The organism is Pseudomonas sp. UBA2684 (assembly GCA_002354655.1).
Taxonomy (GTDB): domain Bacteria; phylum Pseudomonadota; class Gammaproteobacteria; order Pseudomonadales; family Pseudomonadaceae; genus Aquipseudomonas.
On sequence record DELY01000023.1, the window covers coordinates 1 to 17,407 of the forward strand.

Genomic DNA, 17,407 nt, shown 5'->3' on the forward strand with positions numbered 1-17,407 from the left:
GAGTCAGCGTGGAATCCGCAGACTGCTCACAAGCCAGAGGAAAAGCCAGAAAGCCGTTTACTCATCAGGCCAAAAATAAATAAGTTCAATAAAATCAAATATTTGCCAATTTAACACATGGATAAAAAGCAACTTACCCTGCGTTATTTCCCGCAATCACTTACACAGCCTGTAAGCGATGGCTTACACGTACACCAACAAAAAACCCGGCCGAAGCCGGGTTTAGCGTTCGCTCTATCGAGCTACTGAAACAAGGCATCACTCGACAGACCGTTCTTCTCCAGAATTTCCCTAAGCCGCTTGAGCGCTTCGACCTGAATCTGCCGGACGCGCTCACGGGTAAGGCCAATCTCCTGGCCAACTTCCTCCAAGGTGCAGCTTTCATGGCCGCGCAAACCAAAGCGGCGCACCACCACTTCACGTTGCTTGTCGGTCAGCTCGGACAGCCACTGATCGATACTTTGCGAAAGATCATCGTCCTGCAGCAACTCGCATGGGTCGGTAGGGCGATCATCGGTCAGGGTATCGAGCAGTGTTTTATCCGAGTCCGGACCGAGCGATACATCCACCGAAGATACCCGCTCATTCAGGCCAAGCATGCGCTTGACCTCACCCACCGGTTTTTCCAGCAGGTTGGCAATTTCTTCGGCGGAAGGTTCGTGGTCAAGTTTCTGGGTCAATTCGCGAGCGGCACGCAGGTAGACGTTGAGCTCTTTGACCACATGAATCGGTAGGCGAATGGTACGGGTCTGATTCATGATCGCCCGTTCGATGGTCTGGCGAATCCACCAGGTTGCGTAGGTCGAGAACCGAAAACCGCGCTCGGGATCGAATTTTTCGACTGCGCGGATCAACCCGAGGTTACCCTCTTCGATCAGATCCAGCAGTGACAGACCCCGATTGACGTAGCGGCGGGCAATTTTCACCACCAGGCGCAGGTTGCTCTCGATCATGCGCTTACGCCCAGCCGGATCGCCCTTCTGCGCCAGACGCGCGAAGAACACTTCCTCTTCAGGGGTAAGCAGGGGGGAAAAACCAATTTCGTTGAGGTACAGCTGAGTGGCGTCGAGCGCACGAGTGTAATCGATGTACTTGTGTTGCTTGCTGCTGGTGGAGTGTTTGGTTTTAGTGCGAGTGACAGGCGCTTCCGCCTCTTCATCCGACACATCATCCAAGACAATGCCTGGCTCCATCAGGAGCAGCTCATCGTCGACGTCAAACTCCGGCGCTTCTTTTTGATTGAGTGCCATTGTTGTTGTCCCTTGCTGAGTTCGACAGCAAGCTCTGGCGGCGCCTATTTCCGTGGCAACACCCGAGCCCGTCCCTCCCACGTGGTGGAACAGGCTAGCGACAGGTCAACGGCGTGGCAGGTATTGCAACGGATCTACAGGCTTACCCTGACGGCGAATTTCAAAATGAAGCTTCACCCGGTCGGCTCCCGTGGAACCCATCTCGGCAATCGTCTGTCCGACTTTGACCCGCTGCCCCTCCCGCACCAACAGCCTACGGTTGTGTCCGTAAGCGCTTACGTAGGTATCGCTGTGTTTGATGATCACCAACTCGCCGTAGCCCCGTAAACCACTCCCGGCGTACACCACTGATCCATCAGACGCAGCTAAAACAGGCTGGCCCAATTCTCCGGCGATATCAATGCCTTTATTCAAACTCCCGTTTGAGGAAAAACGCCCAATCACGCTACCTGCCGAAGGCCAGGCCCAGCCTGACGCAGAGCGCTGTACCGGCTGCACCGGAGTGGTCGCTGGGGTGACCTTGATCGGCGCAGGCGCTTGGGTTTGCGTCGATGCCGGCGGCGCCTGAACCGGTGCCGTTGGCCGGTTGACAGAAGCCGGTGTGCTGACCACCGGCGCCGTTGCCACCATCGGCGGACGCGTCGATTGCTGGCCGCCGAAGCGAATAACCTGGCCGACCCGAATCAAGTAAGGCGGAGCAATACCGTTATGCGCGGCCAGGGCTTTCCAATCCCACCCAAAACGAAAGGCAATCGAATAGAGGGTATCGCCACGCTGCACGACATGCTGTCCGCTGGTCACGGCTTGACGCTGATTAGCCGCTGCCGCGCGCGTGCGGTCGACCACCTGCACACCACCCGGTGGCGGGCTCGCACAGCCGCTCAGGAGCGCGCCAAGCACCAGACCACTCAACAGGCACCGAGCGCTGCGGCAGAAAACTAATGGTTGACTCACCCATCTCTCCCTTACTGGCGTCTGACTATTGGCGCGTATTGTGCCGGAATTATTCGGCACAGCCAGCGCTCTGCTGACGGCGCCCGGCCAACCATTCCAAACCGAGCACCAGCACTATGCCAGCCACAGCCAGGACTATCGCCAACACCAACTGCGGATCTTGCCCACTGATCTCGGCAAACCGTGCTGGCAGCAAATTCTCCTGCAGCAGCGGCACTTGCTGACCGTGACTGTCGGTTTGCCAGGTCAGGGTTTCCTTCCACGGCCATATCTTGTTCAGCGAGCCGAGCATCAAGCCGGTCAGAAACGCCAGAGTCAGGTCGCGCCAGCGCGCCAACAACCAGCGCAGAAAACCGGCAAAACTGACGATACCGACCAAGCAGCCGCTGGCGAATATCATCAACACCAGCAGATCCAGGTTCTTCACCGCGCCCAGCACAAACGAATACAGGCCCATCAGCACCAGAATGAAGCTGCCGGAAATACCCGGCAGAATCATCGCGCAGATAGCAATCGCGCCCGCGAAGAACAGGCTGAGCGGATCATTGCTCCACTGCATCGGCGACACCACGGTAATCCAATAGGCGAAGGCAGCGCCGAGGACAAAGCTGACCACACGAGTCCAGTTCCAGCGCTGAATTTCGCGCGACACCAAATGGGTGGAAACCAGTATCAGACCAAAAAAGAATGACCATACCGGGATCGGCTGATGCTCCAGCAGGTAAGTAATCAAGCGCGCCAGGCTGACGATGCTGGTCAGAATGCCCGCCAGCAGCACCACGAGAAACGTCGCGTTGGCGGCTTGCCAGGCGGCGGCGACACGGCCGCGCAGCAGTAATCCGAGAGCCCGTGGCACACTGGCAATCGAGCGCAGCAACTCATCGTAGATACCACTGATAAAGGCAACGGTACCCCCGGAAACGCCGGGAACGACATCGGCAGCGCCCATGGCGATGCCTTTGGCATACAACAAGAAATGATTTTTCATAGATCCATCTGGATAAAAATCAGGCTAAGGGTCCATTGAGCAATGGTACGAAACGCACGGCATCCAACACATGCCGGGAAAAGCCCTGCTCTTCGCGCACGATCAACAGCAGCTGCTGCACATCGCCGGCGCCGACCGGAATCACCAAGCGGCCACCTGGCGCCAGTTGCTCAAGCAACGCCTGAGGCACCTCGGCGGCGGCGGCCGTGACGATGATGCCGTTGTATGGCGCCAGCGCCGACCAACCTTGCCAGCCATCGCCCCAACGAAACACCACATTGCGCAGATTCAACTCGGCCAGACGCTCTTTGGCCCGCTCTTGCAGCACCTGAATACGCTCGACGGTAAACACCCGCTCGACCAGCTGCGCCAGAATCGCGGTCTGGTAACCGGAGCCGGTGCCAATTTCCAATACTTTGTCCAACGGCCCGGCCGCCAGCAGCAACTCACTCATCCGCGCGACCATATAGGGCTGCGAAATGGTCTGGTTGTGCCCAATCGGCAAGGCGGTGTCTTCGTAGGCGCGATGGGCCAGCGCCTCGTCGACGAACAGGTGACGCGGCGTACGACGAATGGCCTCCAGCACGCGGGCGTTGGACAGGCCCTCTTCATACAGACGCTGAATCAATCGTTCACGGGTTCGTTGCGACGTCATGCCAATGCCGCGGTGGTGCAACTCGTCTTGCTCACGCTTCATCAGAGCAAACCCTCCAGCCAGGGCTGCAGGCTGTTGAGGCCATCTTGAAAGGTGCGGTCCAGTTGCAGCGGAGTGACGGACACATAGCCCTGCATCACCGCATGGAAATCCGTTCCCGGCCCGCCGTCCTCGGCATCGCCGGCCACCGAAATCCAGTAGCCTTCTTTGCCGCGCGGGTTGACGACCTTGACCGGTGCCGCCGCGCGCGCACGATGGCCCAGACGCGTCAGCTGGATACCGCGAATATGCTCCAGCGGCAGATTGGGGATGTTCACGTTGAGCACGGTACGTGGCGGCAGATCGAGCTGCTCATGGGCCTCGACCAACTTGCGCGCGAAATAGGCGGCTGTCGCCAGGTTGTCCGGCAGACGCGAGAGCAAGGAGAACGCAAATGCCGGACGCGCCAGAAAACGGCCCTCCAACGCAGCCGCCACAGTCCCTGAATAGAGCACGTCATCGCCCAGGTTGGCGCCGAGGTTGATCCCCGACACCACCAGATCGGCTACATGCGGCAGCAAGCCATTGAGGCCCAGGTGCACGCAATCGGTCGGCGTACCGTTGAGGCTGATAAAGCCGTTGGGCAGCGTTTGCGGGTGCAGCGGACGATCGAGGGTCAGCGAACTGCTGGCACCACTTTTGTCCTGATCGGGAGCGATCACCGTGCAGTCGGCATAATCGGCCAACGCAGCATGCAGCGCGGCGAGGCCTGGCGCTGCCACTCCGTCATCGTTAGAAATCAGAATACGCATGGGTTATCCGTCTGCCCTGCCGGCAACAGATCGACGAGCTCGCGCACCATTACAGTGGCAAAGCATCCAGCCGGCAGGACGAATTCCAGTTGCAGAACGTCAGACTCGGGATAATGCCACGTCAAACCGCCAATGGGGAGGCGCAGGATGCGCCGTTCGTGCGCCATGCCCGCTTCGGCCAACCAGTCGGCCAAAGCCGTCTCACCTTGCGCAACGGCTTGCTCCAGCACATGCGCCGCGCCAGCGGCCGGCGATGCGCCCACGCCCCACAGTGGGCCCGTGGGGTGCAGGTCGAGAATCGCCAGGCGCGGATCGCTGCACTCCGCCTCGCCCGCCATGAAAAAGCTGCGGCTGTCGGTAAAGGCCAGCAGGTCACCAAGCAGCACCTGATTCCAGGTGCCAGCGGCTACACGCTCGGCCAGCACCTGATTGAACAGATAACTGCGCGCCGCCGAGAGCACCCGCGAACGCACATTGCGCTTCTCCGGCAGGCTCTTGTTCGCCGCAAAATGCCGGGCATGGGCGACATTGCCGCCCTCGAAGCCAAAGCGCTGCAAGCCGTAATAGTTGGGAATGCCCTGGGCCGCGATCTGCGTCAGGCGCTTGTCTAATGTCTCGCGATCCGCAACCAGCTGGGTCAGGCGCAAGGTGAAACCGTTGGCCGCATGGGCGCCGCGCTGCAGCTTACGGCTATGCCGCACCTGCTTGAGGATGCTCAGACTGGCATCTTCGGCGGCGCTCAGGTCGGGGTCGACCTTGCCCGGCAGGTGCAGGCTGAACCACTGACGGGTCAGGGCCTGACGATCCTTGAGCCCGGCGTAGCTAATCAGCTTCAGCGGCACGCCAGCGGCGCGGGCAATACGCTTGGCCGCTTCTTCGGTATTCAGCTCGCGCTTTTCCACCCACAGCCAGAGGTGTTCACCCTCGCCGGCCAGGGGAATATCCAGCACTTCATCGACTTGAAAATCTTCCGCCACGGCCTTGAGCACCGCCGTACCGCACGGCGCGCCATGGGCGCGTGGGCCCAACAGTTGCAGTTCGTTCATCGGGCGACCAACAACGCGACAGCATGCACCGCGATGCCTTCCTCGCGCCCGGTAAACCCCAGCTTCTCGGTGGTTGTGGCCTTGACGTTGACCTGATCCAGGCTCACCTGCAGGTCTTCGGCAATTCGCGCGCGCATGGTCTCGATGTGCGGCGCCATCTTCGGCGCCTGGGCGACGATGGTGGCGTCGACATTACCGACCTGCCAGCCTTTGCCGTGAATCAACCCAAGCACATGGCGCAGCAGCACACGGCTGTCGGCGCCCTTGAAGGTCGGGTCAGTGTCGGGGAAGTGTTTGCCGATATCGCCCAGCGCCGCCGCGCCGAGCAAGGCATCGCTCAAGGCATGCAGCAGCACGTCGCCATCGGAATGGGCCAACAGGCCGAACGCGTGAGGGATTTGCACGCCACCCAGGGTAATAAAGGAGCCCTCGGTAAAGCGATGCACATCGTAGCCGTGGCCAATACGCATAAGAAACAACGCCCTGAAAAAGTCAGGGCGTGATTCTAACTGAAAGCTGCCTATAGGAGCCGGCTAGCTGGCGAACCGAACGTCGTCGCCAGCGCCGGTTCAGCTCAGCAGCGCCTTGGCGTGATGACGCAGATGGTCATCGATAAAGCTGGCGATAAAGTAGTAGCTATGGTCGTAGCCCGGCTGCAGGCGCAAGGTCAACGGATGCCCGGCGGCCTGCGCCGCAGCCCTGAGGGCATCCGGCTTGAGCTGACTGTCGAGGAAGTCATCACGATCGCCCTGATCGACCAGCATCGGCAGTTTTTCCGTCGCCTCGGCGAGCAACGCGCAGGCATCCCATTCGCGCCAGCGCGAGCGCTCATCACCGAGGTAACGCGCAAACGCCTTCTCGCCCCAGGGACAGTTGCTTGGGTTACTGATCGGCGCAAAGGCCGACAGCGACTGATAACGCCCCGGGTTGCGTAGCGCACAGACCAGCGCGCCATGCCCACCCATGGAGTGACCGCTAATACCGCGTTTGTTGGATACCGGGAAGTTCGCCTCGATCAGCGCCGGCAGCTCCTGCACCACATAGTCGTACATGCGGTAATGCCGCGCCCAGGGTTCCTGAGTGGCATTCAGGTAGAAGCCCGCGCCCAGGCCGAAGTCCCAGGCCTGGTCCGGGTCATCCGGCACCTCGGCGCCGCGCGGGCTGGTGTCCGGCGCGACGATGATCAACCCCAGCTCGGCCGCCAGCTTGTGCGCGCCGGCCTTCTGCATAAAGTTTTCGTCGGTGCAGGTCAGTCCGCTCAGCCAGTACAGCACTGGCAGTTTGCCGCCCTGCTCGGCCTTCGGCGGCAGGTACACGGCAAACACCATGTCGCAGCCCAGCACCGCCGAGCGATGGCGGTAGCGCTTGTGCCAACCGCCAGCACTCTTCTGGCAGGAAATATTTTCCAGGCTCATGGCACACCTCAGAAATGGATAACGGTGCGGATGCTCTTGCCTTCATGCATCAGGTCGAACGCCTGGTTGATGTCTTCCAGCGGCATGTTGTGGGTAATAAAGGTATCCAGTGGGATTTCGCCCTTCTGCGCCTTTTCCACATAGCTCGGCAGCTCGGTGCGGCCTTTGACGCCGCCGAACGCCGAGCCGCGCCAGACGCGCCCAGTGACCAGCTGGAACGGCCGGGTGCTGATTTCCTGGCCGGCACCGGCCACACCGATAATCACCGACTCGCCCCAGCCCTTGTGCGCACACTCCAACGCCGCACGCATCAGTTGCACATTGCCGACACACTCGAAGGAGTAATCCACGCCGCCGTCGGTCATTTCGACGATGACCTCCTGAATCGGCTTGGCGAAATCCTTCGGGTTGACGAAATCGGTCGCGCCCAGCTCACGGGCCACTTCGAACTTGGCCGGATTGATGTCGACAGCGATGATGCGCGAGGCCTTGGCCATCTTCGCGCCGATGATCGCGGCCAGGCCGATGCCGCCCAGACCGAAGATCGCCACGGTGGCGCCCTCTTCCACCTTGGCGGTGTTGAGCACTGCACCGATGCCGGTGGTCACGCCGCAACCGAGCAGGCAGACCTTCTCCAGCGGCGCTTCCTTGGGGATCACCGCCAGAGAGACTTCCGGCAATACGGTGTATTCGGAAAAGGTCGAGCAGCCCATGTAGTGATAGATCGGCTCGCCTTTGTAGGAAAAGCGGCTGGTGCCATCCGGCATCAGGCCCTTGCCCTGGGTCGCGCGCACCGAACTGCACAGGTTGGTTTTGCCGGATTTGCAGAATTTGCAGGCACGGCATTCGGCGGTGTACAGCGGAATCACATGGTCGCCGACCTGCACCGAAGTCACACCCTCGCCGATGGCCTCGACGATACCGCCACCTTCATGGCCGAGAATCGCCGGGAACACGCCTTCGGAATCCTCACCGGACAGGGTGTAGGCATCGGTGTGGCACACGCCGGTGGCGACAATACGCACCAGCACTTCACCGGCCTTGGGCGGCGCGACGTCGACTTCGACGATTTGCAGCGGCTGATTGGGGGCAAAGGCTACGGCAGCACGGGACTTGATCATGGTCGCTCTCCAGCGGGTTAAAACAGTGGAACAGAGTGTAGATCAGTGCCACGAATAGAATAATCAGCTAAAAAACAAAACATTCTTGCCATACAGGGATAATCTGCCGACAAAACCACGCCGAGAAAAACTGCCATGAACCGCTGGGAAGGTTTGGATGAATTCGTTGCGGTGGCCGAATGCGGTCAATTCACCGCAGCCGCCGAGCGGCTGGGGCTGTCCTCCTCGCAGGTCAGCCGGCAGATCGCGCGCCTGGAAGAGCGTTTGCAAACCCGCCTGTTTTATCGCAGCACCCGGCGCGTAGCGCTGACCGAGGCTGGGCAGACCTTTCTGCAACATTGCCAGCGCCTGCAAGACGCGCGCGAAGAAGCGCTGCGCGCCATTGGCGACCTCGGCAGCGAACCTAAGGGCCTGCTGCGCATGACCTGCGCAGTGGCCTACGGTGAGCGCTTTATCGTGCCGTTGGTCACCGACTTCATGAGCCGCCACCCGCAGTTGCGGGTCGACATCGAGTTGAGCAATCGCCCCCTCGATCTGGTGCAGGAAGGTCTGGACATGGCCATCCGCCTGGGCCGGCTCCACGACTCGCGTCTGGTCGCCACGCGCCTGGCGCCCCGGCGCATGTACCTGTGCGCGGCACCCGACTACCTGCAACGCTATGGCCGACCGCACTCGCTGTCCGAGCTGAGCCGACACAATTGCCTGATCGGTAGCTCGGACATCTGGAGTTTTCAGCTCAACGGCCGCGAGTCGTCACCGCGGGTGCAAGGCAACTGGCGTTGCAACAGCGGCCAAGCGGTACTGGAGGCGGCGCTACGCGGCCTCGGCCTGTGCCAACTACCGGACTATTACGTGCTGGAACATTTACGCAGTGGCGCGCTGGTGTCCTTACTCGACAACCAGCAACCACCGAACACCGCCGTCTGGGCGCTTTATTCGCAACAACGGCACTTGTCGCCGAAGGTGCGCCAGTTGGTGGACTTCCTCAAAGCTGGGCTGGCTCAGCGCAGCGAATACCGCTAACGAGTCGCTGAGCTTGGCCCTCAACGCCCAGACGCGCTCGGCGGCGTGCCCGCAACAGAATGTCACAGCCGCTCAAGGAACCTCGCCAGCGAGTTGCTCGTCGTAATCTCCAAGGCCTTTTAACCCATGACCGGCCAACTGTCGCGGTCATGCTTCTAGTGCAACGAGAGGAAAACGGCTATGCAAGTACTGGTCAACAGTGACAACCATATCGAAGCTTCGCTTGCCCTGATGACGGACGTACGCAGTCGCGTAGAACACAAGATGCGGCGTTTCGAAGATCACCTGACGCGAATCGAGGTGCACCTCAACGACGAAAACGGTCACAAGCATGGCGCCCAGGACAAACGCTGTCAGGTCGAAGCACGGCTCAAGGGGCGCGATCCGGTATCCGTCACGCACAATGCCGATACCCTGCACCTGGCCATCGACGGCGCTGTCGACAAGCTCAGCACGGTGCTGGAACGCAACATCAGCAAAGCCCGCATCAGCTAACAGCAGTCCGCAGTCGTCCAGCGCTCAGGTGCTGGACGACGAATGCCGACCTCGCCACAGCCGAGCCAAGCTCTGCAAATCGTCGGGCCGGGTGACTTTCAGGTTATCCGCACGGCCTTCGATCAACCGCGGCGCGTGCCCGGCCCACTCGATGGCCGAGGCCTCGTCGGTGATCGGCACATCGGAGACCAAGGCTTCCGCCAAGGCGCGGTGCAGCAGGCCCAGGCGGAACATCTGGGGGGTAAAAGCTTGCCAGATCGATGAACGATCGACGGTCGCCAACACACGACCATCGGCCCCGGCACGTTTCAGCGTGTCGCGCGCCGGCACCGCAAGCAAACCGCCCACCGGATCATCCGCCAACTCCGCCAGCAAGCGATCCAGATCGCTGCGCGACAGATTGGGTCGCGCCGCATCGTGCACCAACACCCAATCCTGCTCATGCGCACCGAGTTCGCTCAGGCGCAACAAGCCACCCAGCACCGAATCCGCACGCTCGCGACCGCCAGCGGCACGCTCGATCCGCGCGTCGTGCGCGCACGGCAAATTCGGCCAGTAAGGGTCGTCGACCGCCAAACTAACCACCACGCCGCGCAACTGCGGGTGGTCGAGAAAGCACGCCAGGGTGTGTTCGAGAATGCTTTTACCGGCCAGTTGCAGGTACTGCTTGGGCCGATCGGCCTGCATGCGGCTGCCTACCCCGGCCGCCGGAATCAATGCCCAGAAAGCCGGCAACAGGGCGCCACTCATTCGGTCAACTGATAGAGGGTTTCACCCTCTTTAACCATGCCCAGCTCATGACGGGCACGCTCTTCGACGGTTTCCATGCCTTGCTTCAGCTCCATGACTTCCGCCTCGAGGATGCGATTGCGCTCCAGCAAGCGTTCGTTTTCGCCCTGCTGATCAGAGATCTGCTGCTTCAGATCGGTCACCTGAGCCAGGCTGCCATCGCCCACCCACAGACGATACTGCAGGCCAGCCAGCATCAGCATCAGCACAACGAACAACCAATAAGGGTTACGCATAGCAGGAACAGTATCCGGACGAAAAAGGGGCGACTCGCGCCGCCCCTCTTTTACCACGCCTTGATCGCTCACAGAAAACCTCGCGAACGCAGGCCAGGCAAGAAAAGATCAGGCGAAGCGGCAACGTATGACGGCGCATGCCAAGCCTGATCTCAATGCTGCATAGCCGAACGCAGCCGTTTTCAGCCACGGAACTCGGCACGGCCACGATACGGCGCCTTGCCTGCCAGTTGTTCTTCTATGCGCAGCAGCTGGTTGTACTTCGACACGCGGTCGGAGCGGCACAGCGAACCGGTCTTGATCTGACCAGCAGCGGTACCCACAGCCAGGTCGGCAATGGTGCTGTCTTCGGTTTCGCCCGAACGGTGCGAAATGACGGCGGTATAACCGGCGGCTTTGGCCATCTGGATGGCTTCCAGGGTTTCGGTCAGGGTGCCAATCTGGTTGAACTTGATCAGGATCGAGTTGCCGATCGACTCGTCGATGCCGCGCTTGAGGATCTTGGTGTTGGTCACGAACAGATCGTCACCAACCAGCTGAACTTTCTTACCGATCTTGTCGGTGAGGACTTTCCAGCCAGCCCAGTCGGACTCATCCATACCGTCTTCGATGGAGATGATCGGGTAACGCTCGGACAGACCGGCCAGGTAGTCGGCGAAACCTTCGGCGTTGAACACTTTTCCTTCGCCAGCCAGGTCATATTGACCGTCCTTGAAGAACTCACTGGAGGCGCAGTCCAGAGCCAGGGTGACGTCGTCGCCCAGGGTATAGCCGGCGTTGGCCACAGCTTCGGCAATAGCAGCCAAGGCGTCTTCGTTGGAGGCCAGGTTCGGCGCGAAACCGCCTTCGTCACCCACCGAAGTGCTCAGGCCGCGGGCTTTGAGCACGGCTTTGAGGTGATGGAAAATCTCGGTACCCATGCGCAGCGCGTCGGCGAAGGTCTTGGCACCGACCGGCTGGACCATGAATTCCTGGATATCGACGTTGTTATCGGCGTGCTCGCCGCCGTTGATGATGTTCATCATCGGCACCGGCATGGAGTAAACGCCCGGAGTACCGTTGAGGTTGGCGATGTGCGCATAGAGCGGCAGATCGTTGTCCTGGGCAGCGGCTTTGGCGGCGGCCAGGGACACGGCGAGAATCGCGTTGGCGCCCAACGTGCCTTTGTTCTCGGTACCGTCGAGGGCGATCATCGCCTGATCCAGGGCTTTCTGATCGATCGGGTCCTTGCCCAACAGCAGCTCGCGGATCGGCCCATTGATATTGGCGACGGCTTTCAGCACGCCCTTGCCCAGGTAACGGCTCTTGTCGCCATCACGCAGCTCCAACGCTTCGCGGGAACCGGTAGAAGCACCGGACGGCGCGCAGGCGCTGCCGATGATACCGTTATCGAGAATCACATCGGCTTCCACGGTCGGGTTGCCACGGGAGTCGAGAACCTCACGGCCTTTGATGTCGACGATCTTTGCCATTGCGTGTAGCACTCCAAAAAGTTGACGAAAAGGGTCGTACCCAGCTGCACACTCATTGCATGTCGGAGGCTAATCCAACAAGCAACATGTACCGACTATTCAATCAGATTGTATACAAACGGCACTTTACCGGAGAATTGCCGTTTCAGGCAGTCTCAATCGGCGCAAAACTTTTGATCAAGTCATCCAGCTGCTTGAGCTGAGTGAGGAACGGCTCCAGCTTGTCCAGACGCAGGGCGCAAGGGCCGTCGCATTTGGCATTGTCCGGGTCCGGATGCGCTTCCAGGAACAGACCGGCCAGCCCCTGGCTCATGCCTGCCTTGGCCAGATCGGTGACCTGGGCGCGGCGACCACCGGCGGAATCGGCGCGGCCGCCCGGCATTTGCAGGGCATGGGTCACGTCGAAGAACACCGGGTAGTTCATCTGTTTCATGATGCCGAAGCCGAGCATGTCCACTACCAGGTTGTTGTACCCGAAGCTGGAACCACGCTCGCACAGGATCAGTTGGTCATTACCCGCCTCCTCGCACTTGGCCAGGATGTGCTTCATCTCCTGCGGTGCCAGGAACTGGGCTTTCTTGATGTTGATCACCGCGCCGGTCTTGGCCATGGCCACTACCAGATCGGTCTGCCGCGAGAGAAACGCCGGCAGCTGGATAATGTCGCAGACATCGGCCACCGCCTGCGCCTGATGCGGCTCGTGCACGTCGGTGATCACCGGCACGCCAAAGGTCTTCTTCACTTCCTCGAAGAGCTTCATGCCCTCTTCCAGGCCTGGGCCACGGAACGAGGTCACGGACGAGCGGTTGGCCTTGTCGAAGCTGGCCTTGAACACGTAGGGAATGCCGAGCTTCTCGGTGACCCGCACGTACTCTTCGCAGGCACGCATGGCCAGGTCGCGCGACTCGATGACGTTGATCCCGCCGAACAGCACGAACGGCTTGTCATTGGCGATTTCGATGGCGCCAACCTTGATGATTTTCTGCGTCATATTCCTATGCCTTCCTGGCTTTCTGCGCCAAGGCGGCGTTGACGAAACCGCTGAACAGCGGATGGCCATCACGCGGCGTCGAGGTGAACTCGGGGTGGAACTGGCAGGCAACGAACCACGGATGATCCGGCGCTTCGACCACTTCAACCAACGCACCATCGCCGGAGCGACCGGTGATTTTCAGGCCGGCCTCGATCAGATTTGGCAACAAGTTGTTGTTCACTTCATAGCGATGGCGATGGCGCTCAACGATCACATCCTGGCCGTAGCAGTCACGTACATTGGAGCCGGCCATCAGTTGGCAATCCTGTGCGCCCAGACGCATGGTGCCGCCCAAGTCGGAGGCGTCGCTGCGCTGTTCGGTGGCGCCGGTAGCGTCCTGCCATTCGGTGATCAAACCGACCACTGGGTGGCCGCTGGCCGTATCGAACTCGGTGGAGTTGGCATCGCTCCAGCCCAGCACGTTACGGGCGAACTCGATCACTGCCACCTGCATGCCGAGGCAAATGCCCAGGTAGGGAATCTTGTTTTCGCGAGCGTATTTAACGGTGGTGATCTTGCCTTCCACGCCGCGCAGACCGAAGCCACCCGGCACCAGAATGGCATCCACGCCTTCGAGCAGCGCGGTGCCTTTGTTCTCGATGTCTTCGGAGTCGATATAGCGCAGGTTAACCTTGGTGCGGTTCTGGATGCCGGCATGGCTCATCGCTTCGATCAGCGATTTGTAGGCGTCCAGCAACTCCATGTACTTGCCGACCATGGCGATGGTCACTTCGTGCTCCGGGTTGAGCTTGGCATCGACCACACGATCCCACTCGGACAGATCGGCACCGCTGCATTCCAGGCCGAAACGCTCGACGACGAAATCATCCAGGCCCTGGGCATGCAGTACGCCGGGAATCTTGTAGATAGTGTCGACGTCTTCTAGGGAAATCACCGCACGTTCTTCGACGTTGGTGAACAGGGCGATCTTGCGGCGCGACGACACATCCACCGGATGGTCGGAACGGCAGATCAGCACGTCCGGCTGCAGGCCGATGGAGCGCAGCTCTTTCACCGAATGCTGGGTCGGCTTGGTCTTGGTTTCGCCAGCGGTGGCGATATACGGCACCAGGGTCAGGTGCATCAGCATGGCGCGCTTGGCACCTACTTCTACACGCAGTTGGCGGATGGCTTCGAGGAACGGTTGCGATTCGATGTCGCCCACCGTGCCGCCGATCTCGACCATGGCCACGTCGGCATCGCCGGCACCCTTGATGATGCGCCGCTTGATTTCGTCGGTGATGTGCGGGATGACCTGAATGGTCGCGCCCAGGTAATCACCCCGGCGCTCTTTGCGCAGCACATCTTCGTAGACGCGGCCGGTGGTGAAGTTGTTGTTCTGGGTCATGGTGGTGCGGATGAACCGCTCATAGTGGCCCAGATCGAGGTCGGTCTCAGCGCCGTCGTGGGTGACGAACACCTCACCGTGCTGGAACGGGCTCATGGTGCCCGGATCGACGTTGATATAAGGATCCAGCTTGAGCATCGTGACCTTCAGGCCCCGCGCCTCCAGGATGGCCGCCAATGAAGCCGAAGCGATGCCTTTCCCCAAAGAAGAAACAACACCACCCGTGACGAAGATGTAGCGCGTCATGAAAAACCCTAGAAGTCTGCGTTTAAGCGGTCTGCGCCGCCGGGGAAAGCGAAGGAAGGCCGAGGCCCCCAATTACGAAAAACGCCGTAATTGGCAAGCAATTGCTGACTCTGAGGGAGTCTGCAAAAGCTCTGATAAGACGGGAGCGTAGTCTACCGGAAAGGCCTTATCAGCTCAAACCTTGATCATTCGTCGGTGGCTGCCAACTGAACCGCCACTGGCCATCCCCAGGTCCGTCTAAACCGGGCAGGTTGGCCGCCGCCTGCAATTCGCCGCCGCGCAGCAGCAGTGGCAAACGACTGCGCACAAATACCGGCACCTGCCGCTCATTGAGCAGGCGTTTTAAATCGCGATGACCGCGCCCCGGTAGCGCCATCAGCTCCCCACCTTGGCGGTAGGCCAACCGCCACTCCCCCACTGGGAGCTGCCCGTCGATCCGCACGCTGCCATTGCCCGGCAGTTGCAGCACCTGATTGGCGTGCACACGCAGCGCGGGCAACGCCGGCGCCCGCAACCAGTCGCCCGCCAACCACCATAGCCGTTCGTCGGCTCGGCGCAGCTCGCCGCCAGCCAGACGCCAAACCGGTGCCGCCGCGCGAGTCGCATCACGCAGCGCCCGCCAACCCACCCAATGCTCGCTATCCGGCATCGGCGTGAATGCGCGTAGCCAGTAACGCAGGGCATTGCGCTGACGCGACTCGCTCAATTCCCGCAACGGCGCTACATCCAGGCTGGGCAGATTGAGCCAGGCAAATGCGTCCGGTGCTTGCGCCGACGCCAGATCCTGCTGTGCCAGCTCATCGAGCAACTGCGCCGCTTCGCTCAGGTGAGCGGCGGTACGCGCCATATTGACTGCCGCCTGCGGCCAGCGCTCAGCCAGCACCGGCAACACGCGATGCCGTAGATAATTGCGCGCGAACGCATCATCGGCATTTGACGGATCGTCCACCCAATCCAGTTGATGCGCGGCAGCGTAGGCCTGTAACTCGGCGCGCGAACAGGCCAATAAAGGCCGCAGCAAGTGCCCGGTTCCCAGCGCACGGCTCCGCGGCATGCCCGCCAACCCCTGCACACCGGCACCACGCAGCAGGCGAAAGATCAGGGTTTCCGCCTGATCGTCGCGATGTTGCGCCAGCAGCAGCACCTCACCCGGGCCCAACGCCGCGCGAAATGCCGCATAGCGCGCCTCGCGGGCCGCCCCCTCGACACTGGCGCCCGGCCGCACCTGCACAGGCACGACCTGTAGCGGCACATCCCACGCAGCGCACAACCGCTGGCAGTGCACCGGCCAGGCATCGGCAGCGCGTTGCAGACCATGATGGATATGAATAGCGGAAAGTGGCGGTAACGCCTCGCGTTGCGCGAGGCTGGCCAAAACGTGAAGCAGGACCGTGGAGTCGAGGCCACCGGAAAGCGCGATACGCCACGCCGGCGCATCACGCCAAGGAGCCAGACTTTCCAGCACCCTGGCGCTCACGCTCATTTAGGCGATGCCGTAGCTCATCAGGCGCTCATAACGACGCGACAACAGCTCGGCGGTATCGAGTTTACGCAGCATCTTCAGTTGCGCCGCCAGCTCCTGACGAACCGATTCGGCCGCAGCCGCCGGGTCGCGATGGGCGCCACCCAGTGGTTCGCCAATCACCTTGTCGACAATCCCCAAACCCTTCAGGCGTTCGGCCGTGATCCCCATGGCCTCGGCGGCGTCCGGGGCTTTCTCGGCGGTTTTCCATAGAATCGAGGCGCAACCTTCCGGCGAGATCACCGCATAGGTCGAGTACTGCAGCATGTTCAACTGATCGCACACGCCAATCGCCAGCGCCCCACCGGAACCACCCTCGCCGATAACGGTGGCGATAATCGGAGTTTTCAGGCGGGCCATCACGCGCAGATTCCAGGCAATCGCCTCACTCTGCCCACGCTCCTCGGCGTCGATGCCCGGATAGGCGCCGGGGGTGTCGATAAAGGTCAGGATCGGCATCTGGAAACGCTCGGCCATTTCCATCAGGCGACAGGCCTTGCGGTAACCCTCAGGACGCGGCATACCGAAGTTGCGGCGCACTTTCTCACGCACTTCGCGACCTTTCTGATGACCGATGACCATCACCGGCTCACCGTCCAGGCGCGTTACGCCGCCGACAATCGCCGGGTCATCGGAGAAGTGCCGATCACCGTGCAGCTCGTCGAATTCGGTGAAAATATGCTGAAGATAATCGAGGGTATAAGGGCGGCGCGGATGGCGGGCGAGCTGGGCAATTTGCCAACTGGTCAGGTTGCCGAAAATGCTTTCGGTCAGGGTGCTGCTCTTGTCCTGCAGGCGGGCGATCTCGTCGCTGATGTTCAACGAGTTGTCGTTGCCGACCAGGCGAAGTTCTTCGATCTTGGCTTGCAGGTCGGCGATCGGCTGTTCGAAATCGAGAAAGTTCGGGTTCATAGTCATCCGTCTTGCGTCGACGGCCAAGCGGCCGGGGAGCTGTATCCGTTTGGCGCCCTACATTAAGGGATCGGGCGCATTCAGGTCGACACTATAAAGTGTCGCGGCTAA

At 60.8% G+C, this 17,407-nt stretch carries 18 protein-coding genes; 2 read left to right on the plus strand and 16 right to left on the minus strand.

Features of this window, described 5'->3' with window-relative positions; all coding sequences use genetic code 11:
• Nucleotides 1-242 precede the first annotated feature (242 nt).
• The 9 genes from rpoS to B3M58_RS08865 all read right to left on the minus strand — a co-directional run bounded on the left by rpoS (nt 243) and on the right by B3M58_RS08865 (nt 8,220).
• Complete coding sequence (rpoS, locus tag B3M58_RS08825; protein WP_296218406.1) at nt 243-1,250, minus strand: RNA polymerase sigma factor RpoS; 1,008 nt, start codon at nt 1,248-1,250, stop codon at nt 243-245.
• Nucleotides 1,251-1,355: 105 nt separating this feature from the next.
• On the minus strand, nt 1,356-2,204 hold the full coding sequence (locus tag B3M58_RS08830; RefSeq protein WP_296218408.1) for a peptidoglycan DD-metalloendopeptidase family protein: 849 nt from the start codon (nt 2,202-2,204) through the stop codon (nt 1,356-1,358).
• Between the two features lie 49 nt (nt 2,205-2,253).
• Nucleotides 2,254-3,192: a DUF368 domain-containing protein gene (locus B3M58_RS08835; RefSeq protein ID WP_296218409.1), complete on the minus strand. Its 939-nt coding sequence runs from the start codon at nt 3,190-3,192 to the stop codon at nt 2,254-2,256.
• Nucleotides 3,193-3,211: 19 nt separating this feature from the next.
• Entirely contained in the window at nt 3,212-3,847 is a 636-nt protein-coding gene (locus B3M58_RS08840) for a protein-L-isoaspartate(D-aspartate) O-methyltransferase (protein WP_296218488.1), read from the minus strand.
• Between the two features lie 41 nt (nt 3,848-3,888).
• Nucleotides 3,889-4,638, minus strand: coding sequence for a 5'/3'-nucleotidase SurE (gene surE, locus B3M58_RS08845; RefSeq protein ID WP_296218410.1), 750 nt, complete (start codon nt 4,636-4,638; stop codon nt 3,889-3,891).
• Entirely contained in the window at nt 4,626-5,684 is a 1,059-nt protein-coding gene (gene truD, locus B3M58_RS08850; RefSeq protein ID WP_296218412.1) for a tRNA pseudouridine(13) synthase TruD, read from the minus strand. The genes surE and truD overlap by 13 nt, the downstream gene beginning before the upstream one ends.
• Nucleotides 5,681-6,154: a 2-C-methyl-D-erythritol 2,4-cyclodiphosphate synthase gene (gene ispF, locus B3M58_RS08855; RefSeq protein ID WP_296218413.1), complete on the minus strand. Its 474-nt coding sequence runs from the start codon at nt 6,152-6,154 to the stop codon at nt 5,681-5,683. The genes truD and ispF overlap by 4 nt, the downstream gene beginning before the upstream one ends.
• Before the next feature lie 99 nt (nt 6,155-6,253).
• The gene (fghA, locus tag B3M58_RS08860; protein ID WP_296218415.1) at nt 6,254-7,099 is read right to left on the minus strand and encodes an S-formylglutathione hydrolase; all 846 of its coding nucleotides are present in this window, start codon (nt 7,097-7,099) and stop codon (nt 6,254-6,256) included.
• 8 nt (nt 7,100-7,107) lie between these two features.
• A complete protein-coding gene (locus B3M58_RS08865) occupies nt 7,108-8,220 on the minus strand; it encodes an S-(hydroxymethyl)glutathione dehydrogenase/class III alcohol dehydrogenase (protein WP_296218418.1) in 1,113 nt (370 codons plus the stop codon).
• A gap of 135 nt (nt 8,221-8,355) precedes the next feature.
• Here B3M58_RS08865 and B3M58_RS08870 point away from each other — a divergent pair, with 135 nt between their 5' ends.
• Both B3M58_RS08870 and B3M58_RS08875 read left to right on the plus strand, forming a co-directional pair.
• Nucleotides 8,356-9,243: a LysR substrate-binding domain-containing protein gene (locus tag B3M58_RS08870; protein WP_296218420.1), complete on the plus strand. Its 888-nt coding sequence runs from the start codon at nt 8,356-8,358 to the stop codon at nt 9,241-9,243.
• A gap of 180 nt (nt 9,244-9,423) precedes the next feature.
• The gene (locus tag B3M58_RS08875; protein WP_296218421.1) at nt 9,424-9,738 is read left to right on the plus strand and encodes an HPF/RaiA family ribosome-associated protein; all 315 of its coding nucleotides are present in this window, start codon (nt 9,424-9,426) and stop codon (nt 9,736-9,738) included.
• 24 nt (nt 9,739-9,762) lie between these two features.
• Here B3M58_RS08875 and ispD read toward each other — a convergent pair whose 3' ends face one another.
• The 7 genes from ispD to accA all read right to left on the minus strand — a co-directional run bounded on the left by ispD (nt 9,763) and on the right by accA (nt 17,296).
• The gene (ispD, locus tag B3M58_RS08880) at nt 9,763-10,488 is read right to left on the minus strand and encodes a 2-C-methyl-D-erythritol 4-phosphate cytidylyltransferase (RefSeq protein WP_296218422.1); all 726 of its coding nucleotides are present in this window, start codon (nt 10,486-10,488) and stop codon (nt 9,763-9,765) included.
• Nucleotides 10,485-10,763, minus strand: coding sequence for a cell division protein FtsB (gene ftsB, locus B3M58_RS08885; protein ID WP_296218423.1), 279 nt, complete (start codon nt 10,761-10,763; stop codon nt 10,485-10,487). The genes ispD and ftsB overlap by 4 nt, the downstream gene beginning before the upstream one ends.
• A 182-nt stretch (nt 10,764-10,945) precedes the next feature.
• Nucleotides 10,946-12,235 (minus strand): phosphopyruvate hydratase, encoded by a 1,290-nt coding sequence (gene eno, locus B3M58_RS08890; RefSeq protein ID WP_296218425.1) that lies wholly within the window; start codon nt 12,233-12,235, stop codon nt 10,946-10,948.
• 145 nt (nt 12,236-12,380) lie between these two features.
• The gene (gene kdsA / locus B3M58_RS08895) at nt 12,381-13,226 is read right to left on the minus strand and encodes a 3-deoxy-8-phosphooctulonate synthase (protein ID WP_296218427.1); all 846 of its coding nucleotides are present in this window, start codon (nt 13,224-13,226) and stop codon (nt 12,381-12,383) included.
• 4 nt (nt 13,227-13,230) lie between these two features.
• Nucleotides 13,231-14,862 carry a CTP synthase gene (locus tag B3M58_RS08900; protein ID WP_296218429.1) on the minus strand — a complete coding sequence of 544 codons (1,632 nt, stop codon included), beginning with the start codon at nt 14,860-14,862 and terminating at the stop codon, nt 13,231-13,233.
• A 169-nt stretch (nt 14,863-15,031) separates the two neighbouring features.
• Entirely contained in the window at nt 15,032-16,345 is a 1,314-nt protein-coding gene (gene tilS / locus B3M58_RS08905) for a tRNA lysidine(34) synthetase TilS (protein ID WP_296218431.1), read from the minus strand.
• Entirely contained in the window at nt 16,346-17,296 is a 951-nt protein-coding gene (accA, locus tag B3M58_RS08910) for an acetyl-CoA carboxylase carboxyl transferase subunit alpha (RefSeq protein WP_296218432.1), read from the minus strand. It lies immediately after the preceding gene.
• Nucleotides 17,297-17,407 lie beyond the last annotated feature (111 nt).